The organism is Acidovorax sp. BoFeN1 (assembly GCF_003345135.1).
Classification (GTDB): Bacteria; Pseudomonadota; Gammaproteobacteria; order Burkholderiales; family Burkholderiaceae_C; genus Acidovorax; species Acidovorax defluvii.
This window is the reverse complement of record NZ_QOZT01000013.1, coordinates 26,695-49,827: the sequence shown is the minus strand read 5'-3', so window position 1 is coordinate 49,827 and position 23,133 is coordinate 26,695. Positions and strand designations below refer to the sequence as shown.

Annotated in this window: 21 protein-coding genes and 2 tRNA genes; 7 read left to right on the top strand and 16 right to left on the bottom strand. The window is 61.7% G+C overall.

Translation table 11 applies throughout. From position 1 onward, the window contains the following. Positions 1-3: 3 nt before the first annotated feature. The 6 genes from DTW89_RS05395 to DTW89_RS05370 all read right to left on the bottom strand — a co-directional run bounded on the left by DTW89_RS05395 (position 4) and on the right by DTW89_RS05370 (position 6,962). A complete protein-coding gene (locus DTW89_RS05395; RefSeq protein ID WP_114655180.1) occupies positions 4-1,413 on the bottom strand; it encodes an amidase in 1,410 nt (469 codons plus the stop codon). A gap of 18 nt (positions 1,414-1,431) precedes the next feature. Continuing rightward, positions 1,432-2,922, bottom strand: coding sequence for an ABC transporter substrate-binding protein (locus DTW89_RS05390; RefSeq protein WP_114655179.1), 1,491 nt, complete (start codon positions 2,920-2,922; stop codon positions 1,432-1,434). 76 nt (positions 2,923-2,998) lie between these two features. Then, entirely contained in the window at positions 2,999-3,940 is a 942-nt protein-coding gene (locus DTW89_RS05385; protein WP_236637040.1) for an ATP-binding cassette domain-containing protein, read from the bottom strand. Continuing rightward, complete coding sequence (locus tag DTW89_RS05380; protein ID WP_114655178.1) at positions 3,937-4,965, bottom strand: ABC transporter ATP-binding protein; 1,029 nt, start codon at positions 4,963-4,965, stop codon at positions 3,937-3,939. Before DTW89_RS05380 ends, DTW89_RS05385 begins: the two co-directional genes overlap by 4 nt. A gap of 17 nt (positions 4,966-4,982) precedes the next feature. Then, the gene (locus DTW89_RS05375) at positions 4,983-5,855 is read right to left on the bottom strand and encodes an ABC transporter permease (RefSeq protein WP_114655177.1); all 873 of its coding nucleotides are present in this window, start codon (positions 5,853-5,855) and stop codon (positions 4,983-4,985) included. Positions 5,856-5,999: 144 nt separating this feature from the next. After that, on the bottom strand, positions 6,000-6,962 hold the full coding sequence (locus DTW89_RS05370; protein ID WP_114655200.1) for an ABC transporter permease: 963 nt from the start codon (positions 6,960-6,962) through the stop codon (positions 6,000-6,002). Between the two features lie 218 nt (positions 6,963-7,180). Here DTW89_RS05370 and DTW89_RS05365 point away from each other — a divergent pair, with 218 nt between their 5' ends. Continuing rightward, positions 7,181-7,438 (top strand): YfhL family 4Fe-4S dicluster ferredoxin, encoded by a 258-nt coding sequence (locus DTW89_RS05365; RefSeq protein ID WP_024814235.1) that lies wholly within the window; start codon positions 7,181-7,183, stop codon positions 7,436-7,438. Positions 7,439-7,497: 59 nt separating this feature from the next. On the opposite strand, the gene pth is transcribed toward DTW89_RS05365, so the two are convergent. The 7 genes from pth to DTW89_RS05330 all read right to left on the bottom strand — a co-directional run bounded on the left by pth (position 7,498) and on the right by DTW89_RS05330 (position 13,332). Beyond that, on the bottom strand, positions 7,498-8,106 hold the full coding sequence (gene pth, locus DTW89_RS05360) for an aminoacyl-tRNA hydrolase (RefSeq protein WP_024814236.1): 609 nt from the start codon (positions 8,104-8,106) through the stop codon (positions 7,498-7,500). 99 nt (positions 8,107-8,205) lie between these two features. Further along, on the bottom strand, positions 8,206-8,844 hold the full coding sequence (locus DTW89_RS05355; protein WP_114655176.1) for a 50S ribosomal protein L25/general stress protein Ctc: 639 nt from the start codon (positions 8,842-8,844) through the stop codon (positions 8,206-8,208). A 172-nt stretch (positions 8,845-9,016) separates the two neighbouring features. Beyond that, entirely contained in the window at positions 9,017-9,991 is a 975-nt protein-coding gene (locus DTW89_RS05350; protein WP_024814238.1) for a ribose-phosphate pyrophosphokinase, read from the bottom strand. Positions 9,992-10,038: 47 nt separating this feature from the next. Then, a tRNA-Gln gene (locus DTW89_RS05345) sits at positions 10,039-10,115 on the bottom strand. Between the two features lie 23 nt (positions 10,116-10,138). Continuing rightward, positions 10,139-11,002 carry a 4-(cytidine 5'-diphospho)-2-C-methyl-D-erythritol kinase gene (gene ispE, locus DTW89_RS05340; protein ID WP_114655175.1) on the bottom strand — a complete coding sequence of 288 codons (864 nt, stop codon included), beginning with the start codon at positions 11,000-11,002 and terminating at the stop codon, positions 10,139-10,141. A gap of 9 nt (positions 11,003-11,011) precedes the next feature. Beyond that, positions 11,012-11,548: a lipoprotein insertase outer membrane protein LolB gene (locus DTW89_RS05335; protein WP_114655174.1), complete on the bottom strand. Its 537-nt coding sequence runs from the start codon at positions 11,546-11,548 to the stop codon at positions 11,012-11,014. After that, positions 11,548-13,332 (bottom strand): tetratricopeptide repeat protein, encoded by a 1,785-nt coding sequence (locus tag DTW89_RS05330; protein ID WP_114655173.1) that lies wholly within the window; start codon positions 13,330-13,332, stop codon positions 11,548-11,550. Before DTW89_RS05330 ends, DTW89_RS05335 begins: the two co-directional genes overlap by 1 nt. A 29-nt stretch (positions 13,333-13,361) precedes the next feature. Between DTW89_RS05330 and mutM the strand changes: the two genes are divergently transcribed. The 4 genes from mutM (at position 13,362) to DTW89_RS05310 (ending at position 18,470) form a co-directional block, all read left to right on the top strand. Further along, entirely contained in the window at positions 13,362-14,177 is an 816-nt protein-coding gene (gene mutM, locus DTW89_RS05325; RefSeq protein WP_114655172.1) for a bifunctional DNA-formamidopyrimidine glycosylase/DNA-(apurinic or apyrimidinic site) lyase, read from the top strand. 105 nt (positions 14,178-14,282) lie between these two features. Continuing rightward, on the top strand, positions 14,283-16,244 hold the full coding sequence (locus DTW89_RS05320; protein WP_114655171.1) for a dynamin family protein: 1,962 nt from the start codon (positions 14,283-14,285) through the stop codon (positions 16,242-16,244). Then, entirely contained in the window at positions 16,241-17,293 is a 1,053-nt protein-coding gene (gene mutY / locus DTW89_RS05315; protein ID WP_114655170.1) for an A/G-specific adenine glycosylase, read from the top strand. Before DTW89_RS05320 ends, mutY begins: the two co-directional genes overlap by 4 nt. Before the next feature lie 112 nt (positions 17,294-17,405). Further along, on the top strand, positions 17,406-18,470 hold the full coding sequence (locus DTW89_RS05310) for an IS630 family transposase (protein WP_114655199.1): 1,065 nt from the start codon (positions 17,406-17,408) through the stop codon (positions 18,468-18,470). A 17-nt stretch (positions 18,471-18,487) separates the two neighbouring features. On the opposite strand, the gene rapZ is transcribed toward DTW89_RS05310, so the two are convergent. From rapZ to DTW89_RS05295, 3 genes are read right to left on the bottom strand one after another with little or no spacing between them, the layout of a single operon-like run. Beyond that, positions 18,488-19,351 carry an RNase adapter RapZ gene (rapZ, locus tag DTW89_RS05305; RefSeq protein ID WP_114655169.1) on the bottom strand — a complete coding sequence of 288 codons (864 nt, stop codon included), beginning with the start codon at positions 19,349-19,351 and terminating at the stop codon, positions 18,488-18,490. Between the two features lie 5 nt (positions 19,352-19,356). After that, on the bottom strand, positions 19,357-21,021 hold the full coding sequence (recN, locus tag DTW89_RS05300) for a DNA repair protein RecN (RefSeq protein WP_114655168.1): 1,665 nt from the start codon (positions 21,019-21,021) through the stop codon (positions 19,357-19,359). 2 nt (positions 21,022-21,023) lie between these two features. Then, positions 21,024-21,920 carry an NAD kinase gene (locus tag DTW89_RS05295; RefSeq protein WP_024814247.1) on the bottom strand — a complete coding sequence of 299 codons (897 nt, stop codon included), beginning with the start codon at positions 21,918-21,920 and terminating at the stop codon, positions 21,024-21,026. A 28-nt stretch (positions 21,921-21,948) separates the two neighbouring features. On the opposite strand from DTW89_RS05295, the gene hrcA reads away from it, so the two are divergent. Both hrcA and DTW89_RS05285 read left to right on the top strand, forming a co-directional pair. Beyond that, positions 21,949-22,953, top strand: coding sequence for a heat-inducible transcriptional repressor HrcA (gene hrcA, locus DTW89_RS05290; protein WP_024814248.1), 1,005 nt, complete (start codon positions 21,949-21,951; stop codon positions 22,951-22,953). Positions 22,954-23,001: 48 nt separating this feature from the next. Then, positions 23,002-23,078: transfer RNA gene (locus DTW89_RS05285), tRNA-Ile, on the top strand. The last annotated feature ends 55 nt before the right edge of the window (positions 23,079-23,133 follow it).

Here is a 23,133-nt window from a genome sequence, read left to right as displayed (position 1 = left end):
TGTTTATATCCCCGGCGGCTGGGGCCACGCGCGTTGAGGTGGGCGGATTTGTTCGAACGCATGCGCCACCTGCAGCACGCCCAGGTCGTCAAAGCGCGGCCCGGCGATCTGCAGGCCAATGGGCAAGGGATGCAGGCCGCTGGTGTACCCGCAGTTCACCGAAGCGGCGGGTTGCTCTGACATGTTGTAGGGCACGGTGAAGCCGATGTGTTCCAGCGGCCGCAGCGGGTCGTTGGTGGGCGAGGGCAGCTCGGCCGCAAACGCCGCCATGGGTGCCACGGGCGAGATCACGTAGTCGAACGCGCTGCAGGCGCGCACGGTGGCCACGCGGGTCAGGTGGAACTGCTGGCTGGCATGGAACACCTCGGTGCCGCTCAGGCCCGCAGCGCTGTCGGCCCAGGCACGGATGTAGGGCAGCACCTTGTCGCGCTGCCCGGCTGGCAGGGCCTGCAGATCGGTGAGCGAGCGCATGCGCCAGAAATGGTCCATGCCGTCGAGCATGGCCTGCGTCATGAAAGGCTGCATGGGCACGACGTGGGCACCGGCCTGCTCCAGCCAGCGGGCAGCCTGCTCGACGGCGGCGCGCACCTCGGGCTCTACCGGCAGGCCGCAGCCGGCGTCCAGCAGCAGGCCAATGCGCAGGCCCCGCAGGCGCTCCGCCCCTTGATTGAACTGGCTCCAGTCAATGTCTTGCGCGGGCAGGGCCATGCTGTCGCGCGCGTCGGGTTGGCTCAGCACCTGCATCATGAGTGCGGCGTCGGCCACGGTGCGCGTCATGGGGCCGGCGGCACGGCCGGTGTAGGGCGGATCGATGGGGATGCGGCCCAGGCTGGGTTTGAGGCTGAAGATGCCGCACCAGCTGGCCGGCAGGCGCTGCGAGCCGCCGATGTCGGTGCCGATGTGCAGCGGGCCGTAGCCGGCGGCAGCGGCCGCGCCCGCACCGGCGCTGGAGCCGCCGGGGCCTTTGGACAGGTCCCACGGGTTGCGCGCCAGCGGGTGAAAGCTCGACAGGCCCGATGACAGCATGCCGTAGTCGGGCATGGTGGTCTTGGCCACGATGACCGCGCCGGCTTCGCGCAGGCGTGCCGCGGGCGGGGCGTCGGCGGCGGCGGGCACCAGCGCGGTGGCCGCAGTGCCCAGCGGCATGGGGTCGCCGCGCGTGGCGATGTTTTCCTTGATGGTGGTGGGCACGCCATCGAGCGCCCCCAGCGGCTCGCCACGCAGCCAGCGGGCCTCCGACGCCGCTGCCTGCGCCAGGGCGGCTTCGGGGCGCAGCAGGTAGGTGGCGTTGATGTGGGGTTCCCACCGCTCGACGTGGGCCAGCACGTCACGGATCACCTCGACCGGGGACAGGGTTCGCTGGCGGTAGGCCGAGAGCAGGGCGTGGGCGGGCAGGTCGTGCAATGCGCTCATGGTGCGGGCTCGCCGGTTTCAGGACCAGTAAAGGGCCGAAAGGTCGTTCACAAAGATGGGCATGTCTTTCCACAGCCCCTTGAGGTTCTTGTTCGCCACGGTCACCCATTGCGGCTGGTAGAGAAAACCATGCACGGCCTCTTCGGCCAGCAGGCGCTGCGCATCGCCCAGCAGGCGGGCGCGGTCGGCGGGGCGCGGGGCGTTCTTGATTTTTTCAAACAGCGTGCTGAACTGGGGCGAGTTGTAGCCCCAGTAATAGTCGGGCTTCGCAAAGTTGCCCAGGTCAAAGGGCTCGACGTGGGAGATCAGTGTCAGGTCGTAGTTCTTGTTGCCATAGGTGCCGCTGAGCCACTGGGCCCATTCCACATTCTGGATCTTGGCCACGATGCCGATCTTGGCCAGCTGCGCCGCAATCACCTCGCCCCCCTGGCGGGCATAGGGCGGCGGGGGCAACGTGAGGGTGAGCGTGAGCGGGGTCTTGACGCCCGCCTCGGCCAGCAGCTTTTTGGCCTTGTCGATATCGAACGGGTTGATGCCGGTGGTGTCCACATAGCCGAATGCGCCCGGCACATAGTGGCTGCCAATGGGCACGCCAAAGCCGTCGCCGGCGCCTTCGATGACGGCCTTGCGGTCGATGGCGGCGGCAATGGCACGGCGCACGCGCACGTCGTTCAGGGGCTTGCGGTCGTTGTTGATGGCCAGGATGGTCTTGGCGCGCGAGCCGCTCACCACCACCTGAAAGCGCGGGTTGGCCTTGAACTGGGCCACGCTGCGTGGCGTGACGCGGGCAAACGCGTCCACATCACCGGCCAGCAGCGCCGCCACCTGCGCGGCAGGGTCGGAGATGAAGCGGAACGTGGCCCGGCGCATCTTGATGCTGGCGGGCGCGCGAAAGCCCGGCCAGGCGTTCAGCGTGATGGACGCACCCTTGTTCCATGCGCCCAGCACGTAGGGGCCGGTGCCCACGGGCCGCGTGGCATTGGTGGCGGCACTTTTGGGCTCGACGATGATGGCCGTGGCCTGGCCCAGCACAAACAGGAAATCCGGGTCGATGTCCTTGTGGATCAGCACCACGGTGTGGTCATCCACCACCTGGGTGGTGAGGCTGGCAAAGGTGCGCTTGTCCTTGTTGGTGCTCTTGTCGCTGCCCGCGCGGTCGAACGAGAATTTGACCGCATCGGCCGTGAAGGGCACGCCGTTGCTGAACTTCACCCCCCGGCGCAGGCGCAGGGTGTAGGTCTTGAGGTCGGGCGACACCTCCCAGCTCTCGGCCAGCAGCGGCGACACACTGCCGTCGGCATTGATCTTGGTGAGCGTCTCGAAGATGTTGTAGTGAACGATCTCGGCAATGGCCGAGGCGGCCCCGGCGGTCGGGTCCAGCCCCGGCGGTTCCAGCGTCATGGCCAGCACCACGGTGTCCTTGCTGGTTTTGGCCAGCGCGCCCCAGGGCGCGGCAAGGGGCACCGCGGCGATGGCGCCAGTGGCAAGGATTGAGCGGCGGTTCAGCATGTTTGAGTTCTCCAGACGGAAACCTGTGGAAGGGGCGCGGGCCGGCAGATGCGTGGCCGACGGGGCTGAGGGCTTTTTACACCATCGTGCGCGCGGCGCCGCCGGCCAGCGGCGCACGGCGGGCACGGGCACGCCCGGGCTCGATGCGCGGCACGGCGTTGAGCAGGGCGCGCGTGTAGGGGTGCTGCGCGTTGTGAAACAGCTCCTGCGGCGTGCCGCGCTCCACAATGCGCCCCTGGTACAGCACCACCACCTCGTCGCACAGGTGGTTCACTACGGCCAGGTCGTGGCTGATGAGCAGGTAGGTGATGCCGAATTGCTGTTGCAGATCCTGCATCAGGTTGAGCACCTGGGCCTGCACCGAGACATCGAGTGCACTCACCGGCTCGTCGGCCACGATGAGGCGGGGGCGGGTGATGAGCGCGCGCGCAATCGCAATGCGCTGGCGCTGGCCGCCCGAAAACTCGTGCGGGTATTTGTCCAGGTCGGTGCTGCGCAGGCCCACCTGCTCCAGCACCTGGGCGGCCTGCGCGCGCTGCTCGGCGCGGCTGGTGGCGCCCTGGGCCTGCAGCGGCTCGGTGACGATGCGCTGCACGGTGTGGTGCGGGTCCAGCGAGCCATACGGGTCCTGGAACACCATCTGAAAGTCGCGCCGCGCGTGGCGCAGCTCTGCGGCGGGCAAGCGGTGCAGGTTGCGGCCCAGCAGGTGCACCGCGCCGCTGGTGGGCGTGTCGAGCGCCATCACCAGCCGGGCCAGCGTGGATTTGCCCGAGCCCGATTCACCCACGATGCCCAGGCTGCGGCCCGCCGCCACGGTGAAATCCACGCCCTGCAGCGCCTGCACCTGCTGCGGCGGCTGAAAAAGGTGCGTGCGCGGCAGCGGGTAGTGGCGCACCAGTTGCGTCACCTGCAGCAGGAGGGGGGGCGCATCGGCAGGTGTTTTTGAGTCAAATTGGCCTGTGGCGCTTATGGGGTAAGCGCTTTCAGCTATCAAATCAGGAGTGGTTGCGGTATTCATGCGCCAACCTCCGGTGCGGCGGGCATGGCATCGAGCCGGATGCAGCGCGCCATGTGCCCCGCATCCACAGAGCCCAGCGGCACGGGCGGTGGCGGGGTGGTGTGGCATGCATCCACGGTGAAGCCGCAGCGCCCTGCAAAGGGGCAGCCAGCGGGCAGGCGGGCCAGCTCGGGCACGGTGCCCGGGATGGTGGACAGGCGCCTGCGTTCGCCCGGGCTGCGCGGCAGCAGTTGCGGGCGCGCCGCAAAAAGGCCGCGTGTGTAGGGGTGGGCCATGGTCGAAAAGACGGCTTCGGTGGGGCCGCTCTCCACCACGGAGCCGCCATACATCACCAGCATGCGGTCGGCGTTTTGCGAGATCACGCCCAGGTCATGCGAGATCAGGATGAGCGCCATGGCACGCTCGGCCACCAGGTCGCTGATGAGGTCCAGAATCTGCTGCTGCACGGTTACGTCGAGCGCCGTGGTGGGCTCGTCGGCAATCAGCAGGTCGGGCCCGCAGGCCAGCGCCATGGCGATGGTGATGCGCTGGCGCTGCCCGCCCGAGAACTGGTGCGGATAGGCATCCAGGCGCCGCGCGGCATCGGCAATGCCCACGCGCTCCAGCAGGGCCAGGGCCTCGCGGCGAGCCGCTGCACGGCCCATGCCGCGGTGCAGCCGCAGGGGCTCGGCCACCTGGTCCCCAATGCGGTGCACGGGGTTCAGTGCCGTCATGGGCTCCTGGAACACCATGCCGATGCGGTTGCCGCGCAGGCGGCACAGCGCGCGGTCGTCCAGCCCCACCAGCTCCTGCCCATCCAGAAGAATGCTGCCACTGGCATGCGCGGCGTCGGGCAGCAGGCCCATGAGCGCCAGGGCGGTGAGTGATTTGCCACAGCCCGATTCGCCCACCAGGCCCAGCGTTTCGCCGCGGTGAAGCGTGAAATCGATGCCACGCACCGCGTCGACAGCACCCTGGTGCGTGTGCAGGTGCACGCGCAGGTCGGCGACTTGCAGCAGGGGGGGGGGTGGGGATTGGGTGTTCATCGGAGCGGCGAGGCAGGTCAGCGCTTGCGGGCCAGGCGCGGGTCGAGCAGATCGCGCAGGCCATCGCCCAGCAGGTTCAGGCCCAGCACGGCCAGTGCAATCGCCATGCCGGGCCACACGGCCAGCAGCGGGGCCTGGAACATGAGGGTCTGGGCGTCGCTGAGCATGCGGCCCCACGAGGGCTGCGGCGGTTGTGTGCCCAGGCCCAAATACGACAGCGCCGCCTCGGCCAGGATGGCAATGGCAAACTGCACCGTGGCCTGCACGATCAGCACCGAGGCGATGTTGGGCAGCACATGCTCGAGCGTGATGCGCACGCTGCCCTTGCCGCAGGCCCGCGCCGCCAGGATGAAATCGCGCGACCACACGGCATTGGCCGAGGCGCGCGTCACCCGCGCAAAGGTGGGAATATTGAAGATGCCAATGGCGATGATCGAATTGACGATGCCCGCGCCAAACACCGCCGTCATCATGATGGCCGACAAAATGGCAGGAAACGCAAACGTGAAGTCGGCCAGCCGCATGATGGTTTCTTCCACCCACCCGCGACGCGCGGCGGCCAGCAGCCCCAGCGCCACGCCAAGGCCCATGCCAATACCCACCGCAATCACGCCCACCAGCAGCGAGTTGCGTGCGCCCACCAGCAGCAGCGACGCCACGTCGCGGCCAAAGGCGTCGGTGCCCAGCCAGTGCTGGGCGCTGGGCGGCTGCAGCTTGGCGGGCAGGTCCATTTCGTAGGGCGACCAGGGCGTCCAGACCAGCGACAGCGCCGCTGCGGCCAGCAGCAACGCCACCAGCAGGGCGCCCGCAACAAAGCTGCGGTGCCCCAGGGCACGGCGCAGCCAGTGGGGGCGTGACGACGGCATGGATGAGGAAGTCGTTGCGCTCATGGGTGGGTGGACATGTGCTCGTGGTGCCCCCGGCACTTGAAACCGGCGCGCCCCAAAGCCAGCGCCACCGTGGAACTGGCTCTGCCAGGCCACGGGTGGCGTCCCCCTGGGGGGATGGCGCGAAGCGACTCAGGGGGGGGGCCCTCATACGTCGCTGGCCTTCACACGGGGGTCGATCACCGCATACAGCAGGTCCACGAAAAAGTTAACCAGGATCACCATGGCCGCCAGCAGCATCACGCAGTTGCGCACCACGATCAGATCGCGGTTGGCAATCGACTGGAAGATCAGCCGGCCCAGGCCCGGCAGGTAAAACACGTTTTCCACCACGATGGTGCCCGCCAGCAGGTTGGCGAACTGCAGGCCCATCACGGTGACGACCGGAATCATGGCGTTGCGCAGCACATGGCCCCACAGCGCGGCCCGCTGCGACAAGCCCTTGGCGCGCGCGCTGCGCACGAAGTCTTCGCGCAGCACATCCAGCACGGCCGAGCGGGTGATGCGTGCCAGTATGGCTGCCTGCACCACCGCCAGCGCCAGTGCGGGCAGCAGCAGTGCTTTCAGCGCTTGCAGCGGGTCGCCGCCGCTGTCTTCGGTCCAGCCCGGGAAGCCCCCGGCCGAAAACCACTGCAGCTTGACCGAAAACAGCAAGATCAGCAGGATGGCGAACCAGAAGTTGGGAATGGCAATGCCCAGCTGGGCCAGGCCCATCACGCCCAGGTCGCCCCACCGGTTGTGGCGAGCAGCGGCAAAAAGGCCCGCCGCGAGGGCCAGCACCGCGCTGAACACCATGGCCATCAGCGCCAGCGGCACCGTGAGCGCAAGGCGTTCCAGCACCAGCTCCAGCACCGGGCTGCCGTAGGTGTAGCTGTCACCCAGGTCGCCCACCACCAGGCCACGCATCCATTGCCCATAGCGTTGCACTGCGGGCCGGTCCAGCCCCAGCTGGGTGGCAAGCTCGGCCACGGCGTCGGGTGAGGCGTCTGGCCCCATCAGCACCTGGGCGGCGTTGCCCGGCAGAATGTCCAGCACCACAAACACGACCACCGATGCACCAAGCAGCGTGGCAACAAGGGTGAAAAATCGCTTGAGAAGAAAGAAACCCATGGATCGGATGCTGGCGGAGCGTGGGTGCTTCAGTCGATTGAAAAAGGTCAGGTGCCTGCGCAGCATACCGACAAAGCACCCATGGTGGCGGTGGTGTGTTGTGCCTGGCGTCAAAGCAGGGCAGGGCAGGGGCGCGGGATAATACGCCGCATGAAGACCGTCTCCCTGAATTCGCTGCAATCGCGCCTGGCGCTTCCGCCATCCACAGGGAGGACCGCATGGCACTGAGAATCACTGACGAGTGCATCAACTGCGATGTGTGTGAGCCCGAGTGCCCGAACCAGGCCATCACCCTGGGACAGGAAATCTACGAGATCGACCCCGACAAATGCACCGAATGCGTGGGCCATTTTGACGAGCCCCAGTGCGTGCAGCTGTGCCCGGTGGCCTGCATCCCGGTAGACCCCCAGCATGTGGAGAGCCGGGAAACGCTGTGGCAGAAGTTTCACCGGCTGCAGGCTGTTACCAAAATATAAGTGTTTTTGGCCTCTAGAGCTTATCCATCAAGCGCTAATAGCTATAAAAACAATAGCTTTTAGTTGTCTTCAGGTCTTGGTGGCTTGGGACGCGGTGGCTTGGTGGTGTGGATCAGCAAAGTGGCTTTCTCCATGTCCCCCGCCAGCAAGGCCGGATGCGCCTTGAGTGAATGTGCGATGCTGTCCTCGATCAAGGTGCGCTGGTCGGGCGAGGGTTTTTTCAGCACCCAGTTGGCCACTTCGGCCTTGACGCCCGGATGCCCAATGCCAATGCGCAGGCGCCAGTAATCGGGCGAACCGAGCTGGGCATGAATATCCCGCAGGCCGTTGTGCCCGGCATGGCTGCCCCCGCGCTTGAGTTTCACCTGGCCGGGGGCGATGTCCAGTTCATCGTGCGCCACCAGGATTTCCTCGGGCTGGATCTTGAAGAACCGCGCCAGTGACGCCACCGATTTTCCCGACAGGTTCATGAAGGTCTGGGGCTGCAGCAGCCACACACTCTGGCCATGTACGCTGGTGCGGGCCACCAGCCCGTGGTAGCTGCGCTCGGGCACCAGCGTGGCCTTGAGTTCGCGCGCCAGCGCGTCTATCCACCAGAAGCCCGCGTTGTGGCGGGTGGCCTCGTAGTCGGGCCCTGGGTTGCCCAGGCCCACAAACAGTTTGATCATGTGCGCAATTATCGGTAGCTACCAATGAAAACGGCCCACACAGGTGGGCCGTTGGATGCAGCTCTGCCGGAGCAGGCCGCGAAGACCGGTGCGCCGGTCTTATTTCTTGCCCTTGCCCTTGCCCTTGGCATCGGCGGCAGGAGCTGCATCGGCGACAGGCGCCACCACTTCCATCACGGGGTTAGTCACGGAAACCAACACGGGGTTGTTGTTCTGACCGCCACGGATCACAGCGCTCACACCCTTGGGCAGTTTGATGTCCTTGAGGTGCAGGGAAACACCCTTCTTCAGCGTGCTCAGGTCCACGGCAATGAACTCAGGCAGGTCGGAAGGCATGCAGGTCACGTCGAGTTCGTTCACGACGGGGTTCACCAGGCACTTGTCCACCTTGACAGCATCGGACTCATCCGCGCCGCTGAAGTGCAGTGGCACCTTCATGTGCAGCTTGGTCTTTTCGTCCACGCGCTGGAAGTCAATGTGCAGCACCAGTTGCTTATAGGGGTGGTATTGCACGTCGCGCAGCAGAACCTTGGCGGTTGTGCCGGCCACTTCCATGTCCAGCACGCTGGAGTGGAAAGCTTCCTTCTTCAGGGCGTGCCACAGTGCGTTGTGGTCGACCTCGATAAGCTGGGGTTCAGCAGAACCGCCATACACGATGCCAGGCGTCTTGCCCGAATTGCGCAGACGGCGGCTCGCACCCGTACCCTGCTTGGCGCGCTCAAAAGCGACGATGTTCATAATTAGCTCCTGAAAAGGGACGACCGCGACCAGTCATTCCCTGTTAAAAAAAGGCTTGTTGCGCCCAGATGGCGGCAAGCCCACAACAATGCTCCCGAACAGGCAAGCCTCCCGAAGGAGGCCTGCAAGCATCTGACTCAGCAAAGCCACGCCACACAGGCACGACCGGCGCTCAGAAAAGATTCTCTTGGTCCGAGAACAAACTCATCACCGACTCTCCCTTGGCAATGCGCTGGATCGTTTCGGCGATCAGCGGAGCCACGGAGAGCTGGCGGATTTTTGCGCAACCTTTGGCGTTGTCGCTCAAAGGGATGGTGTTGGTCACCACCACTTCGTCGAGGGCCGAGCCCTGGGCGATGCGTTCAATGGCGGGGCCAGAAAAAATGGGGTGGGTGCAGTAGGCGTACACCTTCTTGGCACCGCGCTCCTTGAGCACTTCGGCAGCCTTCACCAGCGTGCCGGCGGTGTCGATCATGTCGTCCATGATCACGCAGTTGCGGCCATCGATTTCACCGATCACGTGCATCACCTCGGACACATTGGCCTTGGGACGGCGCTTGTCGATGATGGCCAGATCACAGCCGAGCTGCTTGGCCAGGGCCCGGGCGCGAACCACGCCGCCGACGTCAGGCGACACGACGATCAGGTCTTCGTAATTCTTCTGGCGCAGATCGCCCAGCAGAACAGGCGACGCATAGATGTTGTCTACCGGGATGTCAAAGAACCCCTGGATCTGGTCGGCGTGCAGATCCATGGTCAGCACGCGGGCCACGCCCACCGCCTGCAACATGTTGGCCACCACCTTGGCGGAGATCGGAACCCGGCTGGAGCGGGGGCGGCGATCCTGGCGGGCGTAGCCAAAATAGGGAATCACGGCGCTGATGCGTTCGGCTGAAGCACGCTTGAGCGCGTCCACCATGATCAGCAGTTCCATGAGGTTTTCGTTGGTGGGTGCGCAGGTAGACTGCACCACGAAAACGTCACGGGCTCGCACGTTTTGTTTGATTTCGACGGTGACTTCCCCGTCGGAGAAGCGGCCCACATCAGCAGCACCCAAGGTGGTGCCAAGGTGTTGGGCAATTTCAGCTGCCATGCCAGGGTTGGCATTGCCGGTGAAAACCATGAAGTCGGGTTGGTTGGCTTGCATGAGCGTCCCAGCAGTCTGAAAAAAAAGCCCGTACGCGAAAAGAAATTTGGCAGGGGAGAAAGGATTCGAACCTTTGCATGCCGGAATCAAAATCCGGTGCCTTAACCAGCTTGGCGACTCCCCTACACGGGTTGATTGCAAAAACAATCAACCGAAATTCTTGTCTGCTGCCCATCCTGCCAGAGGATGAATCATCAGATTCTCACATGTTTTGACCTGCCAATCGCCGGGGGCGTTTTGAAGATCAACGGCATGCGAAATTTGCGCAAACACTGCACTACCCGAACCGGTCATTCGACCTTGCAAACCGTGCGATTCAAGCCACTGAAGGGCCTGCGTCACTTCGGGGCATAAGGCCTGGGCAACTGGTTGCAAGTCATTACAACCGAAATTGTAGTGTGCTGCAGCAAAGCCTAAGATTGTAGCACGATCTGAATCACGTTTCAGATCTGGAGCAGAAAAAATTGATTTCGTATCCAGACCCGCCTCGGGTTTCACTACTGCAAAGCTCGCTCGCGGTAGCTGATGTGCATTCTCAAGCGGCGTGATTATCTCACCAATTCCCTCCACCCAGGCGTTGTGGCCGCGCAAAAAAAACGGCACGTCGGCGCCCAGTGTCAGCCCGATGGCTTCCAGCGCGGGGCGGGGCAGGTTCAGCTTCCACAGGCGATTGAGCGCCAGCAGCGTTGTGGCCGCGTCGGACGAGCCGCCACCCATGCCTGCCTGGGCAGGAATCTTTTTCAGCACGCCAATGTGAGCTCCCAGTCCGCAGCCGGTGGCCTTTTGCAGGGCTTGCGCCGCGCGCAGCGTGAGGTCGAGAGCGGGCAGTGTGGGTCCCAGGTCTTCGCGGGTGATGCGGCCATCGTGGCGCAGTTCGAAATGCAGCGTATCGCACCAGTCGATCAGCATGAAGACAGACTGCATCAGGTGGTAGCCATCGGGTCGGCGGCCAGTGATGTGCAAGAAAAGATTGAGCTTGGCCGGTGCCGGCACGTCGTACAGGTTTTGCATGAAACGATGTCAGCGGGTCAGAACAATTCGCAGGGTGGCTTGCGGCGCAGGTGTATGGCGCTGTGCGACCAGTCGCCCAGATGCAATGGCCGATAAATCGACATGCCAGCCAACGGCTTCAACCTGGGTGCCTTCTAGCCAGCTGAACAGTGCTGCGACGGGAATACCGGTTCCCAGGACATCCTGCAGCAAGGCCTCCAGTGACTCAGACTTCCGGGTGTCCTGGCCCGTAGTAATCTCTGCGTGGCCGGCATTCCACTGGATTCGTGCGATGGTGTTGCCCAGAGGATTGAGCAAGACGAATTGGCCTTGTTGTGCCGACCCTGAGAGTTCGAACGACGCTGAAAAGGACTGTGACGCCTGATCTTCCACCTGCAACGCAAGGCGACCTGCCCATAGCGTGTCGTGTGAATGTGCAGGCCGCAGTTGAGGCTGCGCACAGCCGGCCAGCAACAGAACAAAAAACGCCAGCAGGCAAGCTACCCCGTAGGGCAGCGTCCGGGCGGGGCCTTGGGGTTGCGGGCCCGGAAAAATGGCGCGCAACATCAGGGCCTGGCCCCCAGCCTTTTCAGTGTGTCTTTGAGCGTTTCGTTGTCTGGATTCAGGCGCAGCCCCTCGCGCCAGATGCTCAAGGCGCGTGTGCGGTCTCCGGTGCTCCAGAGGACTTCACCGAGGTGTGCGGCAATTTCCGCGTCGGGCCGCTTCTCGAAGGCGGCTGATAGGAGTTGCAATGCCTGCGCGTTGTTGCCGAGGCGGAATTCGACCCAACCAAGGCTGTCCGTAATGAAGGGGTCGCCAGGAGCATATTCCAGCGCCTTGGCGATCAACCCTTTGGCCTCCTCCAGGCGCAGGCCACGTTCAGCCAGCGAGTATCCCAAGGCGTTGTAGGCGTGGAGGTAGTCGGGCTGCCGTGCTATCAGCTGCCGCAGCAGCTGCTCCATCATGCCCAGATCACCCGACTTTTCGGCCAGCATGGCCTGGTCGTAAATCAGTTCGTTGTCTTGCGGGTCCAGGTCCACCAGTTCGGTCTGAACGGCCAGGGCGTCTTTGTATAAACGCATCTCCTGCAACAACTGCACCTCAGCCTGCAGTTTCAAGCGGATCTGCTCTGAGGTATTGCCGGGCAGACCGCGAAGCAGGGCACGTGCTTGCGATATCTTTCCCTGTTGGGCGAGTATGGACGCACGACGCCGCTGTGCGCTGAGCAATTCTTCCGACTTGTCTATGCGTCCGAGCCAGGATTCGGCTGCTGCATAGTCTTTTTTCTTTTCAGCAAGCTGCGCATAAAGAAGATAGGCCTGAGTCAGACCGCGCTGCTGTATGTCGGGATCTGCCGTGATCGCATTTGTCAGTTCGATGTAGCGCTGCAGTGATTTTTCAGCATCGGGCAGGCGGTTATCCTGGAATTGCAGTGTCGCAAGAGCAAGCCACGCTTCCCTCAGATCCGGCTTGTCGCGTGTCACGATCTCCAGCTGCTGGCGCGCAGCGGGGTAACGCTGCTGGCTCAGCAGGACGCGGGCATATGCCGTGCGCAATTCGGGATCGGGCTGATTGGCAAGGCGGGTTGTCACCAGCGATTCCGCTTCCGTAACATCCTCCTGCATCAGTTCAAGGGCCAATGGCAAGGCCACTTCGCTCGAGCCGTCCAGTGCCAAGGCCCGACGAGCCGCCTCAAGCGCTCCAGCCTTATCCCCAGCCGCCAGGCGCATGCGCCCCAATGCGGTCCACGCAGCGGGGCCTGTGGCGGGATGGCGCAGTTCATCGATTAGCGCTTGCTCTACCACATTGGCGGCCAATTGCTTGTTGCTGGCACGGCCATACACCTGAGGAAGGGCCGACAGGGCCGCAGCTTTGGCTGCAGTCGGCATCTGAGTCAACTCCTGGCGCAGCAGGTCCGCGGTCTCGCCTATTCGATTGAGTGCAATCAGTATCTGCAATGTGTAGCGGTTGGCTTCCCGCGATTGGGGTTGCGCCTCTTTCCACGCACGTGCTGCTGCCAGGGCGTAGTCACCTGATCGGGCCTGCAAGGCAATGTCTGCGGCACGTCGGTACAACGCGCTTTCTCCACTGCGCCGCGCCGCTTCCAACATCAGTGCATAGCCTGCGCCTGGGTCTCCTGACTGTGTGGTCAGCTCGCCCAAAAATATCTCATAGAAAAGTTCTGCATCCAACTGCGCGCTGGGCGTTGGTAGCGTTGTGGCTTCTGAGGTGTCGGGGCGTTTCTCATCGCCGGACTGTGTCCATCCCGTAGTTGCTGTTGCCGCCAGAGCGGCAGTGAGAAGGGCTGTTCGAAAGCGATGAGATTGCACCATCGGGCCATAATAATCCATGCTCCCAAACCTGTTTCAAAGGCTATTGCATGCCTGAGTTGCCCGAAGTGGAAGTCACCCGTCGCAGCTTTGCGCAGGCTATTGCTGGGGCCAGGATCGAGTCGGTATGTGTGGGTAAACCATTGCGGTGGCCTTTGGGGTGTGCCCCACAATCGCTGGTTGGCAAAAAGGTGGTCGCGCTGCGCCGCCGGGGCAAGTATTTGCTGCTCGATCTGGACTCGGGCCTTCTGTTGCTGCATCTTGGAATGTCGGGCAGCCTGCGTTTCAGTCGTGATCTGCCCCCACCGGGTGGGCATGATCATTTCGACATCCTCACGTCAGAAGGAACATTGCGTCTGCATGATCCCAGGCGTTTCGGCGCCGTGGTCTATGCGGCCAGCGAGCAGGATGCCGTGGCGCAAAAGCTGCTGGGCGGGCTGGGAGTAGAGCCGCTGTCCGAGGACTTTACCTATCCTGCCTTCGAAGCGGGGCTCAAGGCGAGTCGCGCGCCCATCAAGCAGGTGCTGCTGGCGGGGCGTCTGGTCGTGGGGGTAGGCAATATCTACGCTTGTGAGGTGCTGTTTCTTGCAGGCATTCGACCCACCGTTGCTGCGCATCGCATCGGTCCCTTGAGAGTGCGCAGACTTTATTCAGCGATCACGACGGTGCTTGAGCGTGCAGTGGAATTGGGCGGCAGCACATTGAAGGACTTTTCCAGCGCCGACGGAAAGGATGGGCATTTCCAGCATGAGGCCAATGTCTACGGGCGTGTCGGTGCCCCGTGCCATCACTGCGGCACGGTCATCAAATTGGTTCGTCAGGGTCAACGCAGCAGCTATTTTTGTCCCCGATGCCAACGCGCATGACGTGGCGCGGATGGCCATCGGCATGGATATCGCTCCCAAGGGGCGGTCAATGCTATATTTTGAGCATGTCTACATGTAGACCGTTCATCGCATTCCGGGAGCAAAGTGGGACCATCATTCAACGAGCAGTTCGACCAGCACAGCGTGTGGCGGCGTGAGTTCGCCCACCAGATTCACCGTCTGTCCGAGTGGATGTCTGACCACGAACTCATGGACGCTGCAGTTCAGGAGCGGCTGAATCGCCTCGAAGCCCAGGTCCGCAGTGACAAGGTGATGGTGGCTTTCGTCGCGGAGTTTTCGCGGGGGAAGTCAGAACTGATCAATGCCATTTTCTTTGCTGACTATGGCCGTCGCATCATGCCTGCCAGTGCTGGCCGCACAACGATGTGCCCAACGGAGTTGGGCTACGACGCCTCGCTGGCGCCCAGTCTTCGGCTGCTTCCGATCGAAACCCGGTTGCAACTGCAAGGTCTTGCTGAATGGCGCGTGAAGCCCGAGCGCTGGATCGAAATCCCCCTGGATGTCAACAACGCCGATCAAATCGCCAAAGCACTTGAGAAGGTTGCGGAGGTTCGGAAGGTCACGCTGGACAACGCCCGGGCGCTGGGGTTCTGGCACGATGAGTTGGCGGACGAAAATCCGGTTCCTGATTCCGAGGGCTTGGTCGAAGTACCCATGTGGCGCCACGCCATCATTAATATTCCCCATCCCTTGCTCAAGCAGGGCCTGGTGATTTTGGACACCCCTGGATTGAATGCGGTGGGCGCCGAGCCCGAGTTGACGGTCAATCTCATTCCGCAGGCGCATGCGGTGGTTTTCATTCTGAGTGCGGACACGGGAGTTACCCGTTCGGATTTGTCCATTTGGCGAGAACACCTGGCAACCTCTGTGGACAGCCTCGATGCACGCCTGGTTGTGCTGAACAAGATTGACACCCTGTGGGACACCCTCAATTCGCCGGATGAAATCCTCGCGCAGATGAACCGGCAATGCATGACCTCCGCGGACATGCTGGGCGTGCCGTTGCAGCAGGTGGTGCCTGTATCTGCGCAAAAGGGCCTGGTTGCAAAAATTACATGCGACGACCTGTTGCTCGAATCCAGTGGCCTGCCCGTGTTGGAAGAGGCGCTGGCCAAGGGAATCATGGGCCGTCGCCAGGCTATCTTGCGGGCTGCCGTGGCAACGGGGGTGGGGAGTCTGCGTGCAGAAACTTCGCGTGTCATCAATATTCGACGAAGAGATCTTGACGACCAGATGGCGGAGTTGCGGAGTCTTCGCGGCAAAAACGCTTCGGTGATCGAGTCAATGCGGCACCGCGTGGAACAGGAGCAGCGTGAGTTCGATTTGAGCACTGCCAAGATTCAGGCGGTTCGCGCGGTGCATCTCAAGTTGCTGCGAGACGTTTTTCATCAGCTGGGTGCGAAGTCGCTCAAGATGGAGTTGACCGAGTTGGCGCAGATGCTCCAGCAAAGGGGCTTGAAGCTGGGCGTGCGCAAAACCTATGCTAAGACCTTCGACAAGCTAAGGGGCACACTGGACAAGGCGCAGGCCTCTGGTATTGAAATCCAGGCGATGCTGGGTGGCACCTTTCGTCAGCTCAATTCGGAGTTTGGTTTCTCCCTTCAGGTGCCGCCCCCGCCGCAACTTGAACACTTCGCCCAAGAGCTGTCACAAATTGAACAAAGCCATCTGCAGTACCTGGGTGTCGGCAATGCCCTGAAGCTGGTGCAACCGGAGTTCGCCGAGCGGCTGGTTCGTGCGCTGGCCATGCGCTTGCGCACTGTGTACGAGTCGGCGGCGAATGACCTGGAGCTGTGGAGCAAGTCTGCAACGGCGCAACTGGATGCTCAGTTGCGGGAACGCCGCCGCAGTTTTGCCCGGCGGATTGAAGCCGTCGACCGCATTCAACATGCTGCCACTGGCTTGGTGGAGCGAATCTCCGAGATCGAGGCGGGTGAAGAAGAGCTTGTTCAGCTGGAACGACGATTGGCGGAACTGACTGCCCAGTTGATAGCATTGCCTGTTCTGGCGGAAGCTGCAGAAAAAACCGGGCTTACGCCTGCATGATTCTTTCGGAAGCGGATGTCGCCACGCGCGTGGTTCGCTGGCAAGAAATCCATGGGCGCCATCACCTGCCTTGGCAGCAGACGCGGGATCCGTATCGGGTCTGGTTGTCTGAAATCATGCTGCAACAGACACAGGTCAGCACGGTGCTGGGTTATTACGCGCGATTTCTAGAGCGGTTTCCCGATGTGATTGCTTTGGCCCATGCGCCTTCAGATGACGTGATGGCGTTATGGAGCGGGCTTGGCTACTACAGCCGTGCACGCAACCTTCATCGCTGTGCCCAAGCCGTCGTGAGCGACCATGGCGGAAGTTTTCCCCGCACAGCGCAGACATTGGCTACCCTGCCCGGTATCGGGCGCTCGACAGCTGGAGCGATTGCAGCGTTCTGTTTTGCAGAACGCACACCCATTCTGGACGCCAACGTGCGCAGGGTGCTGACACGGGTTCTGGGGTTTGATGCGGACTTGGCAGTGGCCCGCAACGAGCGGATGTTGTGGACGCACGCGCAAGCTTTGTTGCCCTCGGTAGACATCGACTTTGCCATGCCGCGCTACACCCAGGGGCTGATGGATCTGGGGGCAAGCTTGTGCACGCCGCGCAATCCAGCCTGCTCCCAATGCCCTTTGCAGACCTTGTGCGTTGCGCACCGCGAGGGAGCCCCTGAGCACTATCCCGTCAGAACTCGCAAACTCAAACGCCGTGCGGAATCGTGGTGGCTCTTGGTGCTGAAAGATTCCGTGGGGCGGTTTTGGTTGTCTCGACGTCCTGCGGCTGGGATCTGGGCCGGGCTGTATTGCGTACCGGTTTTTTCGTCGCGCCCGGATTTGTTGGCGTTACTGCATGAGCTAGGACCTGCTTGTGTGCAGTCCATGGAGGAGTGCACCCCTTTCCTGCATGTGCTGACCCACCGGGATCTTCATTTGCACCCCGTGGTCGTTGGGCAAGCTGTTGAGTTAAAGCCGGATGATGGGGGAGGCTGGTTTACTGCTGAACAGATCGCGGCGCTGGGTCTTCCTGCGCCCGTTCGCAAGTTGTTGGCAGGGCTATAGCTATTGCAAAGCCGTCTTGATGCGGGCATCTAGTGTCCTGAGTTAAAAATTCATTGAATTATTTTCCCTGATGGCAATCATTCGTGTAGGGTCGTTACACGACGAGGTGGCCATGAGCGGAAGACCAAAGACTCCATTGGTGTTGAGCGCAACGGAGCGAGAGCAACTGATTGCGTTGGCCAAGCGCCGTAAGACCGCGCAGGCCTTGGCCCTGCGCGCGCGCATCGTGCTCGCGTGCGCTGAGGGCCTGGACAACAAGGTGGTGGCAGCGCGCCAGCGGGTCACGCAGCAGACGGTTTCCAAGTGGCGGGGCCGTTTTGTTGAACTTCGCATGCAGGGTTTGTTGGATGCGCCACGTCCTGGCGCTCCGCGCACGATTGAAGATGAGCGCGTCGATGCAGTGATCGCCAAGACGCTGGAGTCTGTGCCAGTAGGCGCGACTCATTGGAGTACCCGCACCATGGCCCACGCAATGGGCATGTCACAGACGGCTGTCAGTCGAATCTGGCGGGCTTTCGGTCTACAGCCGCACCGCCAGGAGACGTTCAAGCTCTCCAGTGATCCGCTGTTTGTCGACAAAGTCCGTGACATCGTCGGCTTGTACATGGACCCGCCCGTCAAGGCGATGGTGCTGTGCGTGGATGAGAAGAGCCAGATACAGGCGCTGGACCGCACACAGCCGATCTTGCCGCTGGCACCAGGTATTCCTGAGCGCAGAACGCACGACTACATGCGCCATGGAACGACGACGCTGTTTGCGGCACTGGACATTGCCACGGGGGAGGTGATTGGACAGTTACACAGGCGCCATCGCAGCACGGAGTTTTTGCAGTTCCTGCGTACCATTGAAGCGAATGTGCCAGCCCAGCTGGATGTGCATTTGGTGATGGACAACTACGGCACGCACAAGACCCCTGCGGTCAAGGCATGGTTTGCAAGACACCCCAGGTTCCACGCGCACTTCACGCCCACCTCCGCGTCCTGGCTCAATCAGGTCGAGCGTTGGTTTGCAACCCTGACCGAGAAGTACATCCGTCGCGGCACACACCGATCAACAAGACAGCTTGAACAGGCGATTCGCCAATACTTGGAGCTGAACAACTCAGATCCCAAACCGTTCGTGTGGATCAAATCCGCCGATGACATCCTGGCGAGCATCGAGAGATTTTGTCTATGAATTTCTAACTCAGGACACTAGCGGCTATCCATCTCTCGGTGGCGTCGTAGCACGGTCCAACGGGCGCTGAATACTTGGGCCATTTGCTCTACAAGATAAACCGATCGGTGCTGCCCGCCTGTGCACCCGATGGCAACCGTCACATAACTTCGGTGGTTTCGGTCCAGCATATCCAGCCAATGGGAGAGAAACTGCTCAATGTGCTGGCCCATCAGCGCCACTTCTGGCTGCTGGCGTAGAAAGTCGGCAACGGGAGCGTCCAGGCCCGTCAGGTCGCGCAGAGCCGGCTCGTAATGCGGGTTGGGCAGCATTCGGACGTCAAACACATAGTCGGCGTCCACTGGAATTCCGCGCTTGAAGGCGAACGACTGGAAAACCAGCGTGAGCTGCCCCGGCGCTGCTGGCATCAGGTCCTTGACATAGCTTTGAAGCTGGGACGCCCTTATCGTGCTGGTGTCTATGACATGCGCTTGCTCACGCAGGTCGGCCAGTAACTCGCGCTCCAGCTCAATCACCTGCGTGAGTGCCCGCCGTCCGTCTGTAATGTCGTCATGCGACAAGGGGTGGCGTCGACGTGTTTCGGAAAAACGTCGGACCAATGTTTCCGTAGTGGCATCCAGAAAAATGGACTGAATGATCACGCCCTGGTTGCGCAGGCGTTCCAGTTCCTGCGGCACTTGCGGCAGTGACGTGGCGCTGCGCACATCCATGGCGATTGCCACGCGGTTTCCGTGGTGTTTGTGTTCGAGTGCAACAAAGGCCGGGAGCAGTTCGGGGGGGAGGTTGTCTACGCAGTAATAGCCTGCATCTTCCATGGCGTGCAGTGCCACGGATTTTCCGGAACCAGACATCCCGGTGATCAGCACAATTTCCAGGGGCATGGATGTCAGCCTTTCTGCGGGGTGTTGGCCAAGCTCAGCATTTCGCTGGCATGGGCAAGGCTGGTGCCAGTTGGGCGTTCGCCGCCCAGCATGCGGGCCACCTCTGTAACCCGGAGGTCGCCCAGAACGGGCGTCACTGTGCTGGTGGTTCCCTTTGTATTTCGGCGCTTGGACACCATGAGGTGGTGATCGGCGTAAGCAGCCACCTGCGGCAAATGGGTGACTGCCAGCACTTGGCGGTCGCGCCCTAGTTGCCGCATCAATCGACCCACTGTTTCTGCCACGGCCCCGCCGACGCCCGAATCTACTTCGTCAAAAACCAAGGTGGGCGCCGTGCCGAGTTGGCTGGTAGTCACGGAAATGGCCAGGGAAATTCGTGACAATTCTCCACCAGAGGCGACCTTGCCGATGGGGCGGGGGGTCATGCCGGGGTGACCTGCCACGAGAAACGCAATCTCGTCCAATCCATGAAGAGCAGGCTCAGCGGTTTTTGTTACTGACACCTCAAACACCCCCCCCGTCATGCCCAGTCCCTGCATGGCCTGTGTGATGGCCGCTGACAGTTTGGGCGCTGCCCTTGTCCGCCTGAGAGAAATGGCTCGTGCAACCGTTTGGTAGGCTTTGGCACTGCTCGCTTGCGCGGTTTCCAGGCCGACGAGGTCGGCTGCGGCGTCCAGTTGCTGCAGCTCTCTTTTCCACGCTTGCAGCAAGGCGGGCAGTTCAGTTGGTTGCCGTTTGTAACGCCTCGCCAGAGTCATCCACTGTGAAAGTCGCAGATCGAGATCTGCGAGGCGGTCGGGGTCCAGGTCGGTGTGTCGTAGATAGGCTTGCAACGAGCGAATGACGTCGTTGGTCTGCGCCAGGCTGGACGAGAGGATATCGGCCATCTCGCTGAATGCGGGCTCAAGCAGTTCCTGGCTCTGCAAAAGCGACGTCGCTCGCGCCAGACTGGACTGAGCGCCGGATGCCTCTTCCTCGAGGGTTGCAAGCGCGCCTTGGGCGACCTCCAGCAACGTTTGGGCGTGCGAAAGGCGCTTGTGCTGTGCCTCAAGGTGTGCCCATTCATCCTCTGCGGGTGCTAGCTTGCTGACTTCCGCAATTTGCCACTGAAGCCTCTCGCGCTCCTGCTGGAGTGATGACTGTGCCGCACGTGCTTCCTCCAGAATCTTCTGGTCGGCACGCCATTTAGTCCACAACGCGGCAAGTTCTTGAACCGAGATACCTGCATAGGCGTCGAGCAACCCCCGCACGGAGTCGGGGCGGGTCAGACTTTGCCAGGCATGCTGACCATGAATATCCAATAGCTGATCTCCGAGGAAACGCAGTTGTGTCGCGGTGGCAGGGGTTCCATTGATCCACCCACGGCTTTTCCCTTGGGTGCCGATGGTTCGGCGAAGAAGCAGGGTTTCGTTGGCTTCAATTCCTGCATCGTCAAACCATGGTTGCAGTTGGCAGGGGTAGTCGAATTCTGCGCATACATCTGCGTGGGAAGCTCCTTCGCGCACGTATCCAGCATCCGCGCGGGAGCCCAGAGCCAGCTGCAGTGCATCGACCAGAATCGATTTGCCGGCTCCCGTCTCCCCTGTCAGCACGGTGAAGCCAGTTTGCAGATCGAGCGTCAGCTCTTGAACGATCACGAAGTCTCGCAGTGTGATCCGCTTGAGCGCCATGGTCAGGAGCCCCCCTCGTTCCAGCGCAGCTTTTTGCGCAGGGTGGCAAAGTAGTTCCAGCCGAGCGGGTGCAAAAACCGAACGCTATGCTCGGAGCGCTGAACGAGTATTCGATCGCCATGCAGCAGTGATGCCAGCGACTGCATATCGAAATTCGCGCTCACATCCCTGCCGCTCACGATCTCGACGGCCACCTCGGTGGCATCGGACAAAACGATCGGACGGTTTGACAGGGTATGGGGTGCAATAGGAACCAGCACCCACCCCGGGATAGAAGGATGGAGCATGGGACCGCCGGCAGAAAGGGCGTAGGCCGTAGACCCGGTGGGTGAGGCGATGATGAGCCCGTCAGCCCTCTGGTTGGCCACGAATCGCCCCCCCACTTCCACGCGCAGCTCCACCATGCCGGATGTGGCTCCGCGATTCACCACGACATCGTTCATGGCCAGGGCCTCGAAAACCGTGGTCTGCTCACGAACCACGCGGGCTCGCATCAAGGGGCGCAAGTCCTCTTCATACTCTCCGCAAAGCATGGGAGTGAGCGCCGCCTGGTAGCTGTCGAAGGGGATGTCAGTAATGAAACCCAGGCGCCCTTGGTTGATCCCGATCAGTGGGGTGCCATAGCGCGCCAACCGACGTCCGATGCCCAGCATGGTGCCGTCTCCTCCAACTACCAAGCCCAGGTCGCAATGAGTGCCAATGGTGTCTACGTCCATTGAGGGATAGGCGGTCAGGTTGGTGTTGATCGCTGTTTCTTGTTCAAGCACCACCTGGCATCCCTGGCGGACAAGAAACTGCGCTATTTCTTCGAGGGCGCGGCGAGAACTGTCGGTCATGGCGCCTGCAGCAGTTGCCTGATACTTGCCGATAAGCGCAACATGGCGGAAATTGGACGTCATCGCGAAATTACATCACTAAAATCCCCCCATGCTCGATGACCGTGCCAAGTTGTTGCTTAAAGCGCTGGTCGAGCGCTACATCGCCGATGGGCAACCTGTGGGTTCGCGCACCCTTTCGCGTGCGTCCGGTCTGGAACTATCTCCTGCGACGATACGAAACGTCATGGCGGACCTCGAGGAGTTGGGGCTGATTGCCAGCCCACATACCTCCGCTGGAAGGATCCCCACGGCGCGTGGCTACCGCCTGTTTGTAGACACCATGCTGACGGTGCAGCGGGATCCCCTGACAACACCGCAACTGGTACCAGAGCAGCCGCAAAAAGTGATTGCCAATGCGGCACATCTTTTGTCTAACCTCTCTCAGTTTGTGGGTGTCGTGATGGCGCCGCGGCGCACCTCCGTGTTTCGCCACATCGAATTCCTTCGGCTTTCAGAGCGCCGATTCCTGGTGATCATCGTTTCGCCCGAAGGAGACGTGCAAAACCGCGTCATCTTCACTGACGTGGACTACTCCCAGTCGCAGTTGATCGAGGCCGCCAACTTTCTGAATGCCCACTATGCCGGCTTGGCCATAGAGCAGGTGCGCGAAAAGCTCAAGTCGGAGGTCGACATGCTGCGCGGGGAAGTCGCTTCACTGATGCAGGCTGCAGTCAATGTCAGCTCGGAGGCGCTTTCTGAATCCCAGGATGAGGTTGTCATTTCTGGCGAGAGAAACCTGTTGGCCGTGAGCGACTTCTCCAGCGATATGGGCAACCTTCGCAGAGCCTTTGATCTGTTTGAACAGAAGACCCAGATACTGCGTCTTCTGGACATATCCAGCCAGGCCGAGGGAGTTCGTATTTACATCGGCGGCGAAAGCCAAGTGGTGCCGTTCGAAGAACTTTCGATCGTCAGCGCACCGTACGAGGTAGATGGCCGAGTGGTTGGGACATTGGGGGTGATCGGCCCCACCCGCATGCCCTACGACAAGATGATCCAGATCGTGGACATCACCTCCAAGTTGGTGTCCAACGCGCTGAGTTACCGCAAGTAAACGCCCTACAATACTTGCGGTGCTCCGTTTGATTCATCGTAGGCGCAAGGGGCGTTAGCTCAGTTGGTTAGAGCAGAGGACTCATAATCCTTTGGTCGTTGGTTCAAGTCCAACACGCCCTACCAGTGATCGTTGGCACGATCATCATTTGCTTTGAATTTTCTTTCGTTAGAAATTGAT